This window comes from Singulisphaera sp. GP187, from assembly GCF_900129635.1.
GTDB lineage: Bacteria > Planctomycetota > Planctomycetia > Isosphaerales > Isosphaeraceae > Singulisphaera.
Map to the genome: position 1 here is coordinate 2,692,036 of NZ_FSRB01000002.1, position 19,013 is coordinate 2,711,048.

General features: G+C 64.1%; 15 protein-coding genes. 6 read left to right on the forward strand and 9 right to left on the reverse strand.

The window, feature by feature from the left end; genetic code table 11:
• Nucleotides 1–31: 31 nt before the first annotated feature.
• Nucleotides 32–535 carry a hypothetical protein gene (locus tag BUS42_RS34770; protein WP_074314813.1) on the reverse strand — a complete coding sequence of 168 codons (504 nt, stop codon included), beginning with the start codon at nt 533–535 and terminating at the stop codon, nt 32–34.
• Nucleotides 536–783: 248 nt separating this feature from the next.
• On the opposite strand from BUS42_RS34770, the gene BUS42_RS34775 reads away from it, so the two are divergent.
• Together BUS42_RS34775 and BUS42_RS34780 are read left to right on the forward strand one after the other, a co-directional pair.
• The gene (locus BUS42_RS34775) at nt 784–1,089 is read left to right on the forward strand and encodes a hypothetical protein (protein ID WP_074314815.1); all 306 of its coding nucleotides are present in this window, start codon (nt 784–786) and stop codon (nt 1,087–1,089) included.
• A 178-nt stretch (nt 1,090–1,267) separates the two neighbouring features.
• Nucleotides 1,268–2,335: a Gfo/Idh/MocA family protein gene (locus tag BUS42_RS34780; protein ID WP_074314817.1), complete on the forward strand. Its 1,068-nt coding sequence runs from the start codon at nt 1,268–1,270 to the stop codon at nt 2,333–2,335.
• A gap of 27 nt (nt 2,336–2,362) precedes the next feature.
• On the opposite strand, the gene BUS42_RS34785 is transcribed toward BUS42_RS34780, so the two are convergent.
• The 4 genes from BUS42_RS34785 to BUS42_RS34800 all read right to left on the reverse strand — a co-directional run bounded on the left by BUS42_RS34785 (nt 2,363) and on the right by BUS42_RS34800 (nt 5,903).
• Complete coding sequence (locus tag BUS42_RS34785; protein ID WP_254053987.1) at nt 2,363–3,103, reverse strand: tyrosine-protein phosphatase; 741 nt, start codon at nt 3,101–3,103, stop codon at nt 2,363–2,365.
• A gap of 239 nt (nt 3,104–3,342) precedes the next feature.
• On the reverse strand, nt 3,343–3,954 hold the full coding sequence (locus BUS42_RS34790) for an HAD-IA family hydrolase (RefSeq protein WP_074314819.1): 612 nt from the start codon (nt 3,952–3,954) through the stop codon (nt 3,343–3,345).
• A 117-nt stretch (nt 3,955–4,071) separates the two neighbouring features.
• Complete coding sequence (locus BUS42_RS34795; protein ID WP_074314821.1) at nt 4,072–4,890, reverse strand: HD domain-containing protein; 819 nt, start codon at nt 4,888–4,890, stop codon at nt 4,072–4,074.
• 269 nt (nt 4,891–5,159) lie between these two features.
• Nucleotides 5,160–5,903, reverse strand: a complete 744-nt coding sequence (locus BUS42_RS34800; protein ID WP_254053988.1) for a class I SAM-dependent methyltransferase — start codon at nt 5,901–5,903, stop codon at nt 5,160–5,162.
• 292 nt (nt 5,904–6,195) lie between these two features.
• Between BUS42_RS34800 and ispG the strand changes: the two genes are divergently transcribed.
• Nucleotides 6,196–7,350 (forward strand): flavodoxin-dependent (E)-4-hydroxy-3-methylbut-2-enyl-diphosphate synthase, encoded by a 1,155-nt coding sequence (gene ispG / locus BUS42_RS34805; RefSeq protein WP_074314825.1) that lies wholly within the window; start codon nt 6,196–6,198, stop codon nt 7,348–7,350.
• A gap of 138 nt (nt 7,351–7,488) precedes the next feature.
• On the opposite strand, the gene BUS42_RS34810 is transcribed toward ispG, so the two are convergent.
• Nucleotides 7,489–8,943: an NAD-dependent succinate-semialdehyde dehydrogenase gene (locus tag BUS42_RS34810; RefSeq protein ID WP_074314827.1), complete on the reverse strand. Its 1,455-nt coding sequence runs from the start codon at nt 8,941–8,943 to the stop codon at nt 7,489–7,491.
• Between the two features lie 607 nt (nt 8,944–9,550).
• On the opposite strand from BUS42_RS34810, the gene BUS42_RS34815 reads away from it, so the two are divergent.
• From BUS42_RS34815 to BUS42_RS44170, 3 genes are all read left to right on the forward strand, one after another.
• Nucleotides 9,551–9,862, forward strand: a complete 312-nt coding sequence (locus BUS42_RS34815) for a PEP-CTERM sorting domain-containing protein (protein WP_074314829.1) — start codon at nt 9,551–9,553, stop codon at nt 9,860–9,862.
• A gap of 234 nt (nt 9,863–10,096) precedes the next feature.
• Nucleotides 10,097–11,677 (forward strand): methionine--tRNA ligase, encoded by a 1,581-nt coding sequence (metG, locus tag BUS42_RS34820; protein ID WP_254053989.1) that lies wholly within the window; start codon nt 10,097–10,099, stop codon nt 11,675–11,677.
• A gap of 564 nt (nt 11,678–12,241) precedes the next feature.
• Nucleotides 12,242–12,400, forward strand: a complete 159-nt coding sequence (locus tag BUS42_RS44170) for a hypothetical protein (RefSeq protein WP_173878279.1) — start codon at nt 12,242–12,244, stop codon at nt 12,398–12,400.
• Nucleotides 12,401–12,448: 48 nt separating this feature from the next.
• Here the strand turns inward: BUS42_RS44170 and BUS42_RS34830 are convergent, their stop codons facing one another.
• From BUS42_RS34830 to BUS42_RS34840, 3 genes are read right to left on the reverse strand one after another with little or no spacing between them, the layout of a single operon-like run.
• A complete protein-coding gene (locus tag BUS42_RS34830; protein WP_074314833.1) occupies nt 12,449–14,215 on the reverse strand; it encodes a hypothetical protein in 1,767 nt (588 codons plus the stop codon).
• Nucleotides 14,212–17,799, reverse strand: a complete 3,588-nt coding sequence (locus tag BUS42_RS34835; protein WP_074314835.1) for a DUF5682 family protein — start codon at nt 17,797–17,799, stop codon at nt 14,212–14,214. The genes BUS42_RS34830 and BUS42_RS34835 overlap by 4 nt, the downstream gene beginning before the upstream one ends.
• Nucleotides 17,796–19,013, reverse strand: coding sequence for an ATP-binding protein (locus tag BUS42_RS34840; protein ID WP_083670998.1), 1,218 nt, complete (start codon nt 19,011–19,013; stop codon nt 17,796–17,798). Before BUS42_RS34840 ends, BUS42_RS34835 begins: the two co-directional genes overlap by 4 nt.

A 19,013-nucleotide genomic window follows, 5' to 3' on the forward strand; every position in this document is an offset into this window, starting at 1 on the left:
AATCGACCGAGCGGAGCGCCTGGGCGAGTCGTCAGGGCTTGCCCTTGTTTCCCTCGATCACCAGGTCGACCGCCGAGAAGTGTTCGTGATCGCTCTGCGTCTGCTTGCTCTCCACTCGGATCAAGTAGACGCCGGGCGTGTCGATCCGCACCGTGTTCCTCTGGCCGGCCTTCGACCCCGGCTTGAAGTCCATGTCGAATGCGGTCTCAAGCACGACGTCGCCGCTCAGGTCGGGCAGGTCTTTCTGGCCGACCTTGTCCTGGCGCGCGATGAAGAAGTGCACGACCACATTCTCCAAGGTCTTGTGCGGATAGACGTTGGTCATAACCCACTCGATCCGGATCGGGTCGCCGACCTTCGCCTTGAGCACCGGGCGCGGATTCTTGCCCGATTCGGGCGGGGTCTGATCGACGAACGCCGTCTGCTTGGTGTTTCCAGGGCCGGTCACGTCGAGGTGGATCTTGGCGTGTTCCGCCCGCGCCCACGGGCCAAAGCAGGTCAGGCCCAAGGTCGCGAGCACGATCGAGCGCAGCATCACCAGATCTCCTGGTTTGGAGGGTTCGTCGGATCACGGGGAACGTGTCCGATCGGGTCGCATCGTAACGAGGAACAGGGTCGCCATCCATCGTTTGGAGGATTCCCCGACTCGTTCTTGCTCGTCGCGACGACCGATCTCTCTTGTGTGATAACCTTGAATTCGGGTCCGCTCGCCCTCCGTCAGGGAATGCGCCGCGTACAATCGCTACGACCCGCAAGGCCCCCCAAAGCTTGGGAGTGCGACACATGAAACTCCGGACTGACTGCTCGTTCCTCCTCGCGAGGATCGTGACCCTCTCGCTGGCCTTGACCCTCCTCTCCGCCTGTAGCGCCACGGCGGGGAACAACCGTTGGGCCGATCCGGCCTGTCCTCCCGGCACGGAGCCGTCGCGAAGCATTGTCTATCGCCCGATCCTCTCGAGACTTCCGACTCGGACGTTCTATCCGTCGGGCTACGCGGGCGCCACTTACCCGCCGCTCGGCCAAGGCGACCGGGCCGCGGTGCGCACCGCGCGGCGGCCGAACTATTCGGGTTGGTTTGGGGGCCGCTGAGTCGGTCGGGCGGGTAGGCCGGGTCCACTCCAGGAAAATCCGGGAACGTCTTTGGACGCGATGAGCAGAAACGGATTACAATCCGTTGAGCGTGGAGAACGATGCAAATCGACCGAGAAGACGCCACGCTGTTCGTGCCGCCTGTCCGCGCTGAGGGGTCGAAAGGACGGTCCGTTCGATGAGTGCGGGCGATTTGCGAATCGGGATCGTGGGCGCGGGTCAAGTTGCGCGCAAGCGGCATCTCCCCGGCTTCATGGAACTGCCAGGCGTCCGGGTCGTCGGCGTCTGCAACCTGCGCCGGGAGTCCGCCGGGCGAGTGGCCCGCGAGTTCAACATCCCGAAAATCTATGGCAACTGGGAACACTTGATCGAAGATGACGAAATCGACGCGATCGTCATCGGCGCCTGGCCTTATCTCCACTGTCCGGTCACACTCGCCGCGCTCGATGCCGGCAAGCACGTCCTGACCGAAGCCCGGATGGCGATGAACGCACGCGAAGCCGGGCGAATGTTCGACCACGCCAACGAGCTGCCGAACCTCACGGCCATGGTCGTTCCCAGCCCCTACGGCCTGACGGGCGACGCCTTCATGCGCTCGCTCATCGATGCCGGATATCTCGGAACACTGCGCGAGGTCCACGTGCGGGGGCTTTCCAGCGATCTGGCCGATCCTGAGACCCCGCTCGGCTGGCGGCAAACGACCAAGTATTCCGGCTTCAATATGCTCGATCTGGGCATCCTCTACGAGACCGCACTCCGCTGGGTCGCCCCGGCCAATCGCGTCTTTGCGTTCGCCTGGAAACACATCGGTAAACGGATCGACCCCGAGTCTGGCGAGCTTGCCAAGACGGGCACCCCGGATAGCGTCCAGGTGTTAACCACGCATACGGACGGATCGAGCGGCGTCTACCGGCTGAGCGGCGTCGTCTTGCACGACGTGGGGATGAGCATCAGTCTGTACGGCAGTGAGGGGACCCTGATTTACGACCTCACCCACGACGTGATCCGAGGCGCTCGTCGCGGCGAGTCCGCACTCGAGCCCCTGCGAATTCCGTCCAAGCTGCGCGGGGGATGGCAAGTCGAGGCCGACTTTGTCGCCGCCATCCGCGGTGAGAAGCCGGTCACCCGGACTGACTTTGCCACCGGGGTCCGCTACATGCAGTTCACCGAAGCTGTCGCGCGGAGCTCACGACACCAATCGCCCGTCGCGCTCCCCTTGAAAGAGTTCTCCAACCCCAGCCTTTGAAACGGCTCGATCTGGATCAACTCCTGCTTATTTTTTTGGCTCGACCACGGGTCGCGCCGCGCCGCGACGGGCCGCGAGGCCCGCGCGGAGCACCGCGCGAGGTCCCTTACGAAGGGGTTGAACTTCCTGGACCGGATCGTTGGCACGATATTCGGTTTCCACCCAGGCGCGGAACCGTTCGGGGGAATGGACGAGCCACTTCCGCTTCAACCAGTCGGCGTACTCGAGAAACGGCTCGTGGAGATTCTCCGGGCCCAACAGCGGCACGTGCCCGTAAAAGAGCGAGAACGCTTCGAGCGCCTTCTCCGGGGGCGTTCCCGACCGGACCATGAGATAGAGTCCGCTTGCCAGTCCCGTGCGATCGGACCCTGATTTGCAGTGGATCAGGAGCGGATAACGACAGCGCTGAAAGAGATCGATCAGGGTCAGGAGATCGCGACGCTTCGGCCGTTGGGTCGCACTCATCGGATAGTCGTAGAAGTCGACCCCCTCGGCGCTCACCAGTCCCACTTCGTCCGTATAGAACGGGTCGGATGACCCGCCCCCTCTGAGATTCAGGATCGACCCAAGCTTGTAGGTCTTGATCAGCCCTTTCAGGTTCGCCTCCGGCTGGGCCGACCGATAGACAAGCCCCTTGGCCACGACCCCGAAATTCCGATGAAATAGAGGGTTTCGGAACAAGAACGCCACGCCCCACGCAACCACGAGCAGGAGGCCGACCACGACGAGGCGTCGCTGCCGACGCTGGCGGGTTCTTGATTGAGTCAAACCAGGACATCCTCAGCCAAAAAGAACCAGAGTACGCTCGGCAGCCAAATCCGGCGGCCCGAAGCGGCTGAAATCTATCGCCAACGAGGAATGGGTCAACCCCAGTCCTCGCTTCCAGCCGTTGGCAACAATCCTTCGCAACTCGTTTCTCGGACGGTCGCGGTGCCTCGCTCCCGTCAAAGGCGACCAGCCGCGTGCCCCGGAACCCCGGTCGATCGCCCTGACGTCATTACTGAGGCTTAGACGCTGACGCCGCACTCCTTGAGGAATGATCGAAGCGGGTCGAGTCCTTTGAACTGGACCGCCTTGAAACCGAGCGCCAGCGCGGGTTCCACGTTAAGGGCGCGGTCGTCGATGAAGATGGCATCCTCGGGATGACACGCGGCAATCCCGAGCGCATTCTCATAGATTCCCTCGTCGGGCTTGACCTGACCGAGGTAACACGACACCAGGAACCCTCGAAAAATCTCGTCGAGGCGAAACATCTCAACCCGATGCTCGTGGAGCTCACGCGACTCGTTGTTGAGAGTGTAGAGCCGGCAGTTCTCCGTCTTGGCGAGCTCTCTGACCCAGTCCAACGTTTCGCCTAACACCTTCGACTGTGCAAACATGAATGCCTTGAACTCGTCGGGAGTGAACCGGCGAGGATGCGAAAAGACCGCCTTCCTGAGGTACTCATCCAGGCTCAACCGGCCGGTCTCGACGGCCGTTTTGAGCATCTCGTGCCGGGTCTGAAATTCCTGATAATCGAGGTCGAAAACCTCCGCGGCGGTTCGGCGCGCCGAGGTGTCCCAGCCGTTGGTCAGGAGCACGCCCCCGAGGTCGAAAAACAGAGTCGGGACGCGGACCATTGCTCACTCCTTGTCGTTGACGCCAAGGCTTTCGAGACTCACGTAAGAGGCCGCCAGTAGAACGTACGACTCTCGCTTTACGCCAACCGGAAACCAACCGGGCCGCGTAAGCTCGGTTTAGCCGTCGAGATACGCTTCGTCCTCCAGCCCGCGGAGGTAAGCGAGGGCTTGGTCGAGCGTCTCCACGGGAGTTCCCGGGACGCGTCCCGCCTCGTCGAGGTCGCGAAGCAGTTTCAAGTCGTCGAGATATTCCGACGCGTCGAGAATTCTCCGACCGCGCTGGCTCAAGGTTCGTTCGCGGAGCGCGACCAGATCCGGAAGGTGCTCGATCAGCCAGAGGGTCCGCTCGGTGACTGCCCCTCGAAGCGCTTCCACTCCGGCCGCGACGTGCGCCTTGGGATCGATGGCCTTGCCCACGTCGTGGAGCAGAGCGGCCAGCAGAAACTCCTCGTCGTAAGGGCGCGCATGACGCGCCCGCTCAAAGACCTGGAGACTATGGAAAAGGGCGTCTCCCTCGGGATGCTGAAACGGATTTTGCTTGACTGACTCGAGCGGTTGCAAGCGCATCTTGTAGATGGCGAACCGGTCGACGTGATCGGCCAGGGCCTCAAGGGTGGGTTCCTCTTCGGCTTCATCGTCCTCGACCACCGGCTCCTCAATGCCGGATCGGGAGTTGGCGAGGAAGATCACCTGCTCGCGAACCTCGGCGTCCGAGGGGAGATCGCCGGGCCTGACCCGGTGTCCCAGCACGGCCGCCGCCTTGCGCTTGGCCGAATAGTATTCGTTCTCAGTGGCATCGCCGATCCGGATCGGGACCTCCCCCGGATTCAGGGCGAGAATGTCGTACATCCGTCTGGCGGCTTCGACGGCGATCTGGTTCCGTACGCGAGCCGTGACACGCGGCGTTTGGTGGGGCTTGCGAAATCGATCCTGCATCGGTAGCGCCCGGTTGGAGCATGGAATCCGGCAAGGGTTTACCGGAGCGAAAAATCAGGACCGGATGATCCGGTTGCTTCAGCCTCAGCGCCGCACGCGGAAGCCTTCCTCTTCCGGAATCATAGGCCCTCGACCCCTGAGACGGAACGGCAACGCACCCGACCTTCCTAACATTAGGCATCGCCCTCAACTCGAGAGAGCCCGCATCGTCTTCCCCGGATGTGGCGTATCAAGGGGAGGGTGCCCCGGTCGATTCGACCGCGGTGAGCTCAGCTCTTGCGGCAGACGAAGACCTGGGTTAACTCCTCCCCGCTCGCAGTCCCCAGCGAGACGGTCGTCTCAAAGCCGGCGTCCCTCAGGAGATCGGGCCAATCCGCGCCGAACTCGGTGAACACGGGATACCCGTGATCCCCACCAGGATGGTGGATCAGCGGACCGCGTGAGACAATCGTCCCATCGGGCATGAGCTGCGCACGAGCATAGGTCGCAGGCACGTCGGGCAAAACCGGCACCGTGAAGATGTGGCGGCCCCCCGGAACCAGGATGCGGCGAATCTCGCGAAGTGCGGCATCGAGGTCGGGGACGTGCTCGAGCGTCTCGGATGTCAAAACAAGGTCGAATGACTCATCCGGGTAGGTGAGACGCGTCAGATTCTCGCAACGAATCCCAGCCACCACGGTCCCCGGTTCCGCCCCTTCTTGATACTCGGAATAGGCCAATCCAGGGAGTCTGCGCAGGACATCGTGAAGCCCTTCGATCTGGTTGATCTCGGCCACCCGTAGCCGTTGCGCCTCGGCTCGGCGCACCCAGGCCGCAACCGAAGCCGCCGACGTGGGAGGGTCCCCCGTGGGATAGGTCTCAAGGAGAACGCGGGCGATCCGACGCGCCCGCAGCTTCGCCCCGCACCACGCGCAGTTGCATGACTCCCTGCGTGCAACAGCTTCGATCCAGTGCGGGGCAAGTCCCCAGAGTTCGGCCAACCGGGATGGAACCAGGCTGGCCTGATAGAGCATCGGCCCGAATCGACCACACGCCGCACACCAATCACAACGTCCCTGGATGATTGCCGTTGCGCATTGCTGGGTTCGTCCCACGAGGCGATGAGCTCGATTCCAGACGGGGACCAGCCACGCTTTTAACCAACGAGGAATTCGCGGCATCTCGAGCAACGTTCCTCTCGGGTTCAACCGGGCTTGCGGGTCGCCTTGACCCTCTCCGCCCGCTTGGGCTACGATAACCTCAAATTCGGCCCATGTGTGAATAAACGCGCGAAGGTCGACCCATCTAGAACCCAGGACGGCGGCGATGGCGTACAGCACGGTGGTGAAGCGACACAAGACGCGGGTTGTCAGCGTCGGCGATCACCTGGTCGGAGGCGACCATCCGATCTCGGTCCAGTCGATGACGACGACGAATACATTCGACGTCGAAGAAACGATCGCGCAAATCCAGAAGTTGGAAGAAGCGGGTTGCGAGATCATCCGCGTGACCGTCCCCAAGAAGGAGGACGTCGAGGCCTGCCGCCTGATTCGCGCGCGGATCAAGATTCCGTTGATCGCCGACATCCACTACGACTACCGGATGGCCTTGGCCTGCCTTGAGGCCACGACCGACGCCGGCCGTCCCGCGGTGGACAAGATCCGGATCAATCCCGGCAACATCGGTGGCACGGACCGCTTCAAAGAGGTGATCCGCAAGGCCAAGGACAAAGGGATCCCGATGCGGGTGGGGGTCAACTCCGGGAGCCTCGAAAAAGACCTGATCGAGAAGTATGGCTTCCCCTGCCCCGAAGCCCTGGTCGAAAGTGCCCTGAGAGCCATCGAGACGGCGGAAAGTCTTGGTTACCGAGACATCATCGTCTCGCTCAAGGCGAGCCACGTGCCCACGGCCGTGGAGACCTACAGCCAGTTCGCCGCGAAGTGCGACTACCCGACCCACGTCGGGATCACCGAGGCCGGCTCGCGGGAATATGGGACCCTCAAGAGCGCGGCGGGCATCGGGTCGATTTTGCTCCGGGGGATCGGCGATACGATCCGGGTCTCGCTGCTGGGAGACCCGGTTCCCGAGATCGCGGCCGGCTTCGACATCCTCCGTGCCTGCGATCGCCGGGTCAATCGCCCCGAGGTCGTCGCCTGCCCGACTTGCGGCCGGCTCGACATCGACCTCGAGCGGATCGTCGCCGAGGTCGAGGCCAAGATGGCGCATCTCAAGAACCCGCTCCGCATCAGCATCCTCGGCTGCCTGGTCAACGGCTTCGGCGAAGCCAAGGAGGCCGACCTCGGGATTGCCGCCGGAGCGGGCAAGGGGATCATCTTCAAGAAGGGGGTCCCGATCCGGCACGTCACCGAAGCCGAGATGGTCGAAGCCTTGCTCGAAGAAGTCGGCCGGTTCGACGAGGACACCCCCGCGTTGAAGTCGTACCAAGAGAAGAAGAAGTCGGCCCTGCCGATCCTCAACTGACCGACGAACAACTCACACGCCTCGGCACTTCGATCCACGATTCCAATGCCACAAGGCCGCCTTCCGACCTCAATCAAATGAGTCGGAAGGCGGCCTTGCTCGCACTGAATCGTCCCACCAGTGCGTCGACGACTCGAATCAGACGCGAAGGCCGACGGAGACGTACTTCGTCTCCTGGTAGGCCTCGAGCCCCTCCTGGCCAAGCTCACGGCCCAGGCCCGACTCCTTCATGCCACCGAACGGGCATTGCGGGGTCGCGGGAACCGGGTCATTGATCCCGATGATCCCCGCCTCCAGGCCCTCCGCCATTCTCGTGGCGATGGTCAGGTCATTGGTAAAGACGTAGGCAGCCAGGCCATACGGGGTGTTGTTCGCGGCCGCGATGACGTCATCGAGCTTCGAGAAGTCGAGCAGCGGCATCACGGGTGCAAACGGTTCTTCGGTCATGATCCGCATCTGGCCGTCGACCTCGCGGATCACGGTGGGCTCGAACCAGTACCCCTTGTCGAACCGGTCGGACCGCGCTCCACCCGTCAAGATTTTCGCGCCTCGGCTGCGTGCGTCTTCGATCAGCGCCGCCGTTTTGTCGAGGGCGCGAGACTCGAACATCGGCCCGACCTGCACGCCCGCTTCAAGACCATCGCCCAATTTGAGTTTCTTGGTCAGTTCGACCGCGACCTCGGTGAACTGCTTCGACACTTTCTCGTGAACGTAGAACCGCGAGGGAGCGATGCAGACCTGGCCGTTATTGCGGAACTTGCCGATCACGGCGGCTTGCGCCACCTGTTCGATGTCCGCGTCGGGGAAGACGATCAGCGGCGCGTGGCCACCGAGCTCGAGACTGAGCCGCTTCACCCCGTCGGCCGAGCGGCGGATCAGTTCCTTGCCGACGGCGGTCGACCCGGTGAAGCTGATTTTTCGCACCGCCTGGTTTTCGAAGAAGGCATCGGCGATCGGTCGGGCTTCGCCCATCACCAGGTTGGCCACACCGGGCGGAAGTCCAGCGTCTTCCAGGCATTGGAACATCTGGAGCAACGTCAAAGGGGTCTGATCCGCCGCGCGACTCACCACCGTGCAGCCCACCGCCAGCGCGGGTGCAATCTTGCGACTGGGCAGGGCCGCGGGAAAATTCCAAGGGGTGATCGTGCCCACGACCCCGACAGCATGCTTGATCACGTAATGTCGCTTGGCCGTGTTCGCCGAGGGGATCGTCCGGCCATACGAACGCTTGCCTTCTTCGGCGTACCATTCGAACGTGTCGGCGGAGTGGAGCACCTCGGCCTTGGCCTCGGGAAGTGGTTTTCCCTGCTCTTGGGTGAGCGTCCGGGCGATCGTCTCGACCCGCTCCCTCATCAATTCGGCAGTCTTCTTGAGGATTTTGGAGCGGTCGTAAACCGAGGCGTCCCGCCACGCCGGAAAGGCGCGAGTCGCCGCCTCAATGGCGCGGTCCGCTTCAGCCCTGCCTCCAAACGCAACCTCCGCAATGGTCGACTCATTTGCCGGATTGATGACCGCGAGCGTGGTGCCACTCAGGGCATCGCACCAGACTCCGTTGATGTACATTTTGGTAGGAAGACTCGCGGCTGTCGCCATCAGTTTCGCTCCTCAAACCCGATAATCGTCATACTCAGCGCTTGACTCTGAGCAAGACGTTTGGTCATCATCCACCCTTTTGCCAGACCCACACGATACAGGTCACTCCTCGGACATTCAACCAAACCCCCCTGTCGCCTCTCGTGAGAGGCCAACGATTAGTTTCCGGTTAGCTCAGTATTTTACGTAGGTCTCCTAATGCCTCATTATCGGAACTTCGGTAGGCGCAAATTCGGAATGAGCGCACAATCCCACTCAAGCGGTTGAACCGGTGGTTCCGATATTTGGATGTGGAGCCGCATAACTCAAACAGCGATTCTGCCGTACGCGATCGCGAGTTGCCCCTGACGGCTTTAGCTGGTGTGCCATGACTCGATCGACCTCAGCAAGATGGATCTTCCAGCGACGACGCTGGCTTGAGGCACTTTTCAGTCTGAGTCTGCTCGGATGCTTCGCTTCCTCCGCGGAAGCAAGCCCGATCCGACAGTACCGCATCACAGCAAGGGGTGCGCGAGATCTCAGAACATGGACGTCGTTTCTCGCGGGTGGCAGTGGACTTTGGTCGCAGGCCAAGGCCCCGCACATCTCGGGGGCCGTCCACCGAGCGATGGTCGTTGCGCTCCAGTCGGCGGACCCCAGGTCGACACCCTGGGTGCAATACCTGCTCTGGCGCCAAGGCCTGAATATCGCTCGATTTAACCACTACCATCCGGTCCTTGGTCCGGTCCTCGAACAGCTTCCGCCACCGGTCGCGCCCCCCACGAACCCACCGGCGAGTGGAGAAATCATTCCGCCCATCGAGGTTCATCCGAACGGACCCGAGCCGAGTTCGATCATCGTCGCGCTCGGCCTCGCCGGAGCCGGCATTTGGTGGCGATCCCGCTCGGGCCGTTCGCCGACCGTGCTGGCGCCCACTTGAGCCGGGTTCGGGTGCGGCGTCGAAACCAGGTCCAAGGCAAGGAGGTCGCGACGCCGCGACCTCCCTCCTACCATCTGGGCCTGCGCAACGTGCCTCGGATGGACCTGTTTGCGTTGCTGGTCCCGACCTTGGTTTTTGTTACACTGAGGTCGGGTGTGAACTCCTCGGATGCAGCCCCTGTCTAGCAAAGGGCGAGGGGCCGCCGACGGAGCACCAACAAGGCGTAAGGTCTCGATGATGCGCGAAGCGAAGACGTTCTACGTGACGACCGCGATCGACTATCCCAATAGCCGCCCGCATATCGGCACCGCGTTCGAGAAGATCGGTGCCGACGTCCAGGCGCGGTTCCGTCGCATGGAAGGGTACGACGTCCACTTCCAGATGGGCAACGACGAGAACACCAACAAGGTGACTCTCCGCGCTCGGGAACTGGGGATGGAGACCAAGCCCTACGTCGACGACATGGCCCACCAGTTTCGCGAAGTCTGGAACGCCCTCGAGATCTCGTTCGACGACTTCATCCAGACCAGCGAGACCCGGCACCACAACGGTTGCCGCAAGTTCATTCAGGCCGTCTACGACGCCGGCGATATCTTTAAAAAAGCCTACACCGGCCTCTATTGCGACGGCTGTGAAGAGTTCAAGACCGAGAAGGTGCTGGTGGAAGGGCGATGCCCGAACCACCCGCACCTCACCCTCAGGGCGGTCGAGGAAGAAAACTACTTCTTCCGGCTCTCGGCGTTCGGCGATCGTCTGCGAGCGCATTACGACGCTCACCCCGAGTTCATCCAACCCGAAAGTCGGCGCAACGAGATCATCAACCTCGTCGAAGGGGGCCTCCAGGACGTCGCGATCACCCGCAAGGGATTCACCTGGGGGATCCCCGCTCCCTTCGACCCCGATCAGACGATCTACGTCTGGTTCGATGCGCTCCTGAATTACATCACGGCCATCGGCTACGGCAGTGACGACGCCCAGTTCCAGGCCATTTGGCCAGCCGACGTCCACGTGATCGGTAAAGACATCACCCGGTTCCATTGCGCCCTCTGGCCGGCCATGCTGATGTCGGCGGGACTCCCCCTGCCCCGTCGCGTCTTTGGCCACGGCTTCGTCTACAACAAGGACGGGTCCAAGATCTCCAAGTCGACCGGCACCGCGGTCGACCCGATGGACGTGTCCAAAGTCCATGGCGCCGACGCCTTTCGCTACTACTTCATGAGAGAATGTCCGTTCGGCGGCGACGGCAACTACAGCGAGAAACGATTTGCCGAGGTTTACAACTCGGACCTCGCCAAGAACCTCGGCAACCTTTACAGCCGCACCTTGTCGATGTGCATGAAGTACTTCGAGGGCCAACTCCCCGACGCGACCGCCGTCGATGCCACCGCCTGGCTCGCCGGACTCGACCTCAGCGCCTTGGTCGAGGAACTCCGATCCAAGGTCGCCGCCTTCGAGTACAACCTCGCGCTGCAACGGATCTGGCTCGAAGTCCTCGACGCCGCGAATCGCTATATCGACGTCACAGCCCCGTTCAAACTTGCCAAGATCGACCTCGAGGCCTGCAAGGCCGTCATGGTCAACCTGGCCGAGGCGCTTCGCGTCATCGCCATTCTCATCAAGCCGTTCACGCCCAAGACGGCCGAGATCTTCTACCGTTCGTTTAACTTTGAGCAGGCCCAACCGTGGGAGCAGGTCGGCTACCGCGATGCCGCCACGCGACTCGCCGTGCCCGACTTGCACGTCACCGCGGAAATCGTCGCGGGCAAACCGGTCCCGCTCTTCCCTCGAATCGACGACGAGCCGGCGCAGTCTTGACCCCTCACTTCCAACATTGGGGCTCACGAATCGGCACTCGGTCGAGTGCCGATTCGTTTACAACCACGCAAACAGCCCTTGCTGCGCAAACAACCAGATTTGCGGTAATGCGCAGCGCAACTTGACCATCCCGCGGACCTTTCTTGCCAGACCTCCGCCCGGGCCCGCGATCGGCCAGGCCTCGCCCGTAACTTCCCTGGATTGACCAAGACGTTTCGGCCCAATGGATTGCAACGAGCCCCGGTGCGGCCTCGCGCGACGGCCCCGATTCGAAGCAACGCCCAGTCCGGCCACTTTGGCCTGATTGTCCTGGTCAATTCAGGTCTTGAAAGAGTTTGGCACCGAATCTGCACTACTCACTCAGCCGCCAATCCAGCTCAGTCCTTGAAGATTGTGCCGATTGGTTAAGGTTTGCCACTAGAAAACGTCGAAATCATATCTGCTGATACTTACTCAATTTTGATGAAGCATTCCCTTCATCAGGTTTCTCACTTCGTCCATTCAGCGGCTCACGCCTCGTTCAGGGTGGTTCTCCTCGACTCTTGGTTCTCGGGAGGGACGGCGATGAAGCACAAACGAGAAGTCGCAGTGACCTTGACCCCCGAACTCTTCGATCGTCTCCGGGTCGAGGCCGAGCTGCTCGGCGTCTCGATCACCTGGCTGGTCGCATCCCTCATCGTCGACACCGTCGATAAGGTGCCGATTTCACTCACCTCTCTCTAACATCGGGTTACCGACGAATCGCTCCCGGGCTCTCGGAAGCAATGGCGATCAGCTCGTCAGCGTCGCGCGGAACCTGGCCCTCTCGTGTGCGCAGGTCCGCAAGTAGATTGCCGTGGCCATAAACGTATCAGAGCTGGTTGGCCCCTCGCCTGAAGGCGTATGCGCGAGCGCGTCCAGGAGCGCCGCGCCCGTGGCAAATCCGCTACGGTTGAGGGTCGCCGTTTCTGCGGCGATCATGTTCGAGCTTGTCGGGCGCTGAGAGGCGATGCCGGACAACATCGTCGCGATCCAGCGCCGTCGGAGTGGGCCGAGAGGGTCTTCCTCAAGGGGCAAGCCCTGGACGTTCAGGACCACGGCCGTTGCCCGGGCATTCCGGAGGAAGTGGCGTTGAAGCTCGTCGAAACCGAGGCAGATTCGGCCGCCCCAGGACTCGGGGAGCTCCAACCGTGGCTCGGCGTCGGCCCGCGAGTCGTCGGCAAGATTGGCGACCGCAAGCGGAGCGACGATCCTCGGCTCCAGCAGATTCACTCGGCCGATGACTAGCAACCGCAACCCCGGCGCGTGGCTCAGCATGCGCAGGTTCTCGCGGAAGCACAGCGTTTCGCTTTCATTCTCGATCGCCAGGCGGATCGTCGCAGCCTCCGCGGTGGGTTGGAAGAGCAGTTCAGGCCCGACTGCGCCCAAGATCGCCCCTTCGAGGAAAACGAAATCCCAGCCGGCAGACTTCGCGTCGGCGGGAACCGCCGCCTGCGCATACACCGCGTTCCACTGGTCCGGCAGCGGTCGCCGGAATCGCTCCGCGATCGCTTCGGTTCGCCAGCTCGATGGCCCCTGTTCGGCAATCCGAATGCTCTTGCCTCGGCCAAGGCGGCCGTCCTCAGAGGCGGTCAGGTCGGTCCCTAGGTACAGGCCGCGGGCGAGTTGCTTCGCCGATTGGATCATTGGGCCGATTTCGATGCCGCCCAGGTAGGCGTCGCTGGCTTGCTGAGACTCGCCCGGGCGGACATCCGAAGCCGAGTAGATCCGACCGTCTTCGCCGAGAAAATAAACCGCGGCCCCGGCGAAGCCACTGCGAGTGACGATCGGCTCGGCGAACAAACCGTGGAGCTTACGCGGGCGGACCGGCCTCTGCTTGCGACGCGCCGTGCCGATCCAGAAACCGGCGATCGGCTTCTCGCGGAGCACATGGTGGCTGGTTTCCAGCACGTCGGCGATGTCCTCGGCAAGCTGCCCGGGATCGGCGGCCGGCGCACGCGCCCGAATCTCGCTCGTACCCGCGATCACGCGTAGCCCCAGCGCGGCCAGACGATGCAGCCCTTCGGCGCGGCATTGATGGACCGCGCGGAGGAGGCTCGATTGCACGACGACCCCGCTGCTCGCGACGCCGACGCGCAAGAGGTGGGTCACGCTGGTGCCGAGCTCGCGCGCGGCTTGCCGCTGACTTTCCGCGGGCTCCACGAGGTGCTCCACTACGTCCAACGCGTCCGACACGTCCGACGCGACTTGTTCTTTTTCATCCGCCCGCGGAGACTCGACGAGCGCGACCTCCAATCGCGTCAGACAGGCCAGCACGTGGAAACAATGGGGCGACAGCAGGCACGTGCATGCGATCTGCTCCACGACCAACACGTGTCCGTGCGGTAGGGTGACGGTTTCCCCTCCGGTCTCCACCGACCAGGTCGCTTCGCCCGCCTGCCAATTCCAGCTAGCGGCGGCGTCGGGAGTGCGGTCGAGGCGGCGGCGGACTCGATCGGGTGTCGATTCGATCATCACCGCGACGAGGTCGGGGGAAACGGTGGGGCGATCGGCGCTCATGATGAAGCCTTGCGAATATGATCGCCGACCCATTGGGCCAGCCGCTCGGGGCTTACGGCGGCGACCGACATGCCCGCCGACACGACTCCCGAGGCATTGCCGGCGTGGTAGCGCGGCCTGGCGTCATCATCCAGGGCCGCCAGCCCGAGCAGCTTCGCGCCCGAGTCTGCCAGCATCCTGATCTCGGCCAGCATTTCCGGGACGGACACACCTTCCTCGAAGTCGGTGACCAGGACGACCAGCGTCCGCGACGGGTTCCGGATCGCTTCGCGCGCGGCCCGCAGCCCCAGGCCGATGTGCGTCCCACCGCCCACTTGCACTTCCAAGAGCAGCGTGAGGGGATCGTCCACAGCGCCGGACAGATCGATGACCTCGGTGCTGAACGCGAAGAAGCGAACATCAATGGCCGGCAGCGCCGAGAAGATGGCTGATGCCAGGGCACTGTAGATGACGGACGCTTCCATCGACCCGGATACGTCCACCACGAAGATCAGGTGCCAGTCCATGTGCCGACGCGCCGCACTGCGGTAGATCAGACGCCGCGGCGCGAGGGCCACGCGACCGTCGTCCCGGCGATAGGCCGTATTGAGATTGGTGGCCACGGTTCGGCCGAAATCGAGCCGACGACTGCGCCGGCGCGTCGGCCGAGCGGTACTCAGTCCCGACAAGGCCGGCCGCAGGCGATCCGACAATTGCTTGGCCAGGCGTTCGGTGATCCCGCGTGCCAATTGACGCAAACGCCCCAGTTCCCGTTCGGGAAGCGCCCCGCGAAGGGAGAGGACCTGTTCGAGCAGGGCGACCGACGGCCGTACCGTGCTGGGGTCGAGATGCTCGAGCATCGCGGACCGGCCACCCGCGGCCGCCTCGCCGAGCACCTCCTCGCAGACCTCTTTGCCGAACAGGCCGTTGACATCGTTGACCCATTCCCGGGCCGACGGCGAGGCGGCCTCGGTCCCGCCCTGCCCGGCGAGATCGTCCCGGTGGCCTCGGCCCTCGCGGGCGCTGGCGCCGTAGAGTTGGTCGAGAGTCGTCGCGGCGCGCTTCCCTTTCGCACTCTTGCAGCCTTGCACGCCCAGGACCAGCCGCCAACGCTCGGCCAGCGTCAGTTCTCCCGGCGGTTCGCTGACACGAATCGAGGCGGCGTGGGGATCGGATTTCCCGGGCCCACGCAGCGAGAACTCGGGCAGGAGGTGGGCGATCGCGGCCCTCCCGGCGCGGTCGGCGGCGGTCGCGCAGGCCAACGCGACCGGGTCGTCGATCGTGCGTGTGCCGGCGGCCGCCGATCCGCCCGGCTCGAGGACCGCGAGCCGGTCGATCAGCAGTCGGGCGCGATCCGCGGGCGTCAGCGTTTGGAATCCGCCGCGCAGCGCAGGCAGCCTGGCCAAGAACTCTTCATCCGACGACGAGGCCAAGCGCTCATCCAGGCCACTCAACCAGACGGGATCGGAGGAAACGAGCGGCGACAGCGGGACCATCAAGCCTTGCAAACGCGAGCGCAATTGCACGCGTCCTTCACTCATTGACGCTCCGTCGTACCAGCTCGCGAGCATGGCGCCGAGCCGGTCCGCCGCGACCTGCCCGAGCATCGCCAGGGCTCCCCAGGCCGCCCCTTGCATCCGGGGCGATCCCTCGCCTTGCAATCGTGCCAGGTGGGACCTCAAGGCCGGCAGGAGCGGCGACGGCTCACGCCCCTGCTCGCCCTGGCGGAGATCGCCGCGAACCATGGCCGTCAGGTCGACGAGGGCGACCACATCCGCGGGTTCGTCCGAGCCGCGCAGTCCATCCAGGCCGCGTAGAGCCGCCTCGAGCAACGGTAGGTCGTCCAGCAGCTCGGGATTCGCCTCGAATCGCTCGACGTCGGGCGAAAGGACATCGTCGTCGTTCAGCGGCAGGCCGAGGATGTGGCCGGCGGCGATGCGCTGGAGAATGGCCGCCGATTCGATCAGATGCGCGGCGGACGCGGTCTGAAGGAATGGGCCGTCGAGCTGGACGAGCAAGGCCTTGACCGAATCTACCAGGCCGCACTCCGCCGCGGCCGACAGGCGTGCGAGGGTGGTTTGCGGATGCTGGTGCTCGAGATGATCGTCATCGGCGTCCGCCGCATCGGGCTGCCGGAGCCGCCGCACGGCGGCCTCGCACACTTGCGTCAAGGTCACGCCGTGAATGCCCACCGCCTCGACCATGGCCGTCGTGGCGCCGGTCCATTGCACCTGCCAGACTTCCGTCAGGTTCTCGCGATTGCCGAGTGCTCCGGCATCCAGCCGCTCCGCGTAGCCGATGCCAACCAGATTCAATCGCCGAAACAAGACCGCACGGCCTCGATCGAGCCGCGACCGCAACGGATCGAGCCGTAGTTCGCGTGCCTCCTCACCGCTCGCATCTGGGCCGGGCACCCTGAGCCGCGCTGTCGCGGCTTCGATCTGCGGGGCCAGGCCGCTTCGCGGCGTCCCCTTCGGCAGTCGGCCACGCCGCGATCCGACGAGTACGGCCTGTGCGGCGGCGGCCACGGCCCGGCCTCTGCCGAGCAGGTCGCCTTGCACCAGTGACGTCTCGATCGCTTCGAGCAGCTCACCGCGACCCGGCGCGGCGTGACCGCGGAGCCGACTTAGGTCGCGTGCCAGGCGCACGATCTCGATGGCGTCCGGCGTCCCGGCCGCATGTCCGGCTTTGCGCAGATGGCGGCAGAGTGCGACGGCCAGATCGGTCGCGAGTTGACCGGCCGTCTCGGAATCGGTCGCCGCGAGCATGGTCTGCTGCCAGACGGGGTCCATGACACCGGCCGGATAACCACTACGTTGATCGAGCTGGTCGAACGAATAGGGGATGAGTGAGGTCGCGAGCTTTGCGAGCAGGTCGCCACCGCATGCGAGCGGAGTCGGCGCCGACCAGAGCGCCGGCTCCGGCAACAGTGCGGCGGCGTGAAAGGAACCGACCACGGCGACCGACTTCCGGGGCGCTGCGGCCACGGCTTCCCGCATGGCCGCCTCGCGATAGCGGTCGGCGGGCGACGGTCCGTTCGAGGAATGGCGGACCATCCAGCCGAAGGTCAGCGCCGCCCGGCGGATCGCCTCGGGGGTCGAGTTGAACGCCGGCGTTTCCACCAGCTTTTCCCAGAGCTCACCGCTATCGCGTGCGGTATGGCGCCGGAGCAACCTCCCGAGCGCGGTCGGCCCATCCGGCTCCCGATCCTGATTGGCGCAGGGCGTTTCCAGCCGGCCCATGGCCGTCAGGCCCAGGTCGCAGGCAATCACGGGCACCTTGTGCTTTGCCGCCCAGCGAATCGCGACAAGCTCCGGCGAGAAGTCCGCGAGCGGATAGAACGTGATCAAGCGGGTGTCGTCGCAAGCGGCGAGGGCCACCGGGGCTTCCAGGTCCCCCTTGCCCAGGTGTTCGAGCCAGGGTTGAAAGTCGGGCGGCATCTCGACCAGCACGGCGTCTGGGTTGACATCCGCAAGCAACCTGGGCATGACGCGTGCCAGCGCCGCCGAGTGATGACGCACACCGATCAGGTAGGGTGCGCGACTATCGGCCAGCCGCTTGGGCACGTCCTCATCAGGATGAACCGGTTCCGTTGTCACGCTCATTCGCGTTCCAGCTCTTCGAGGACGTCGCGCAACGCGTACATTCGCTTCCACAGGGCATCGCCTTCACCGCGACGGCGGATCGGGCCGTCCCAATAAGCGAGCAGGCGGGCGCGATCTTCCTGATTGTCCTTGAGCACCACGCCCAGGAGATAACCCGGCAGCAATGACACGGGGTCCTTCTGCGTAGGGAAAAACGTCCCTTGACGCGTGATGGCCGCCGCGACCGTAACGGCCTCGGCCGTGCTCATGGCGGCGGCGGGCCGTTCGACGTTCCAGCCCTCCTCCGTCCGTCCCGCGCGCAAGTCGCGGAATGTCCTCACGAGGATGTCGAGCAGGCGGGCGTCGACGTCGGCCTCGGTCCCCGATTCGCTCAGGACCACCCGCGCCCGCCTCCGCACCAGGTCGATCTCTTCCTGGGCGTCGGCGATCGGCGGCACCGTCTCGAAGTTCAGGCGCCGCTTCAGGGCGGCGGACATCTCCGACACGCCGCGGTCGCGGAGATTGGCGGTGGCGATGACGTTGAATCCAGGCGCCGCGAAGACGCTGCCATCCGGGCCTTCGAGTTCCGGGATCATCAGGCGCCGTTCACTCAGCACGCTGATCAGGGCGTCCTGGACTTCCGGCAGGCAGCGCGTGATCTCCTCGATGCGCACAAGCCTACCGGTCCGCATCGCCGTCAGCACCGGCGATGGGACGAGCGCCTCCGGGCTCGGCCCCCGGTCGAGCAGCATGGCGTAGTTCCAGCCGTAGCGCAGTTGGTCTTCGTTCGCGCCGGCCGTGCCCTGGATGGTCAAGGCACTCGAGCCGCTGATGGCCGCGGCCAGGAGTTCGCCGATCATGCTCTTGGCGGTGCCCGGCTGCCCCACGAGCAGCAAGCCCCGCTCGCCGGCCAAAGTCACCACGCTACGTTCGATCAGCGCACGCCCGCCGACGAACTTCGGCTCGATGACCATGGACCTGGGTGCGCCGGCCGGCAATTCGGCCGAACTCGGTGCCCGGATCGCTTCCCCATGCGTGCCGCACAGGAAATCGACGACGAGGCCCGGAGACAGGAGCCAACCTTGCGGCCGCGAGGACGTATCGACCGCGCGGAGGAAGGCGAGTTGGTCGGCGTACCGTTCCTCTGCAGGGGGCTGCTGGACCTGCGCCGGCGGCCTGCCTTGCAGTCGAGGTGGCTGAGCTTCGATGCCTTCGCTGGTTTTTTTCTTGGCCAT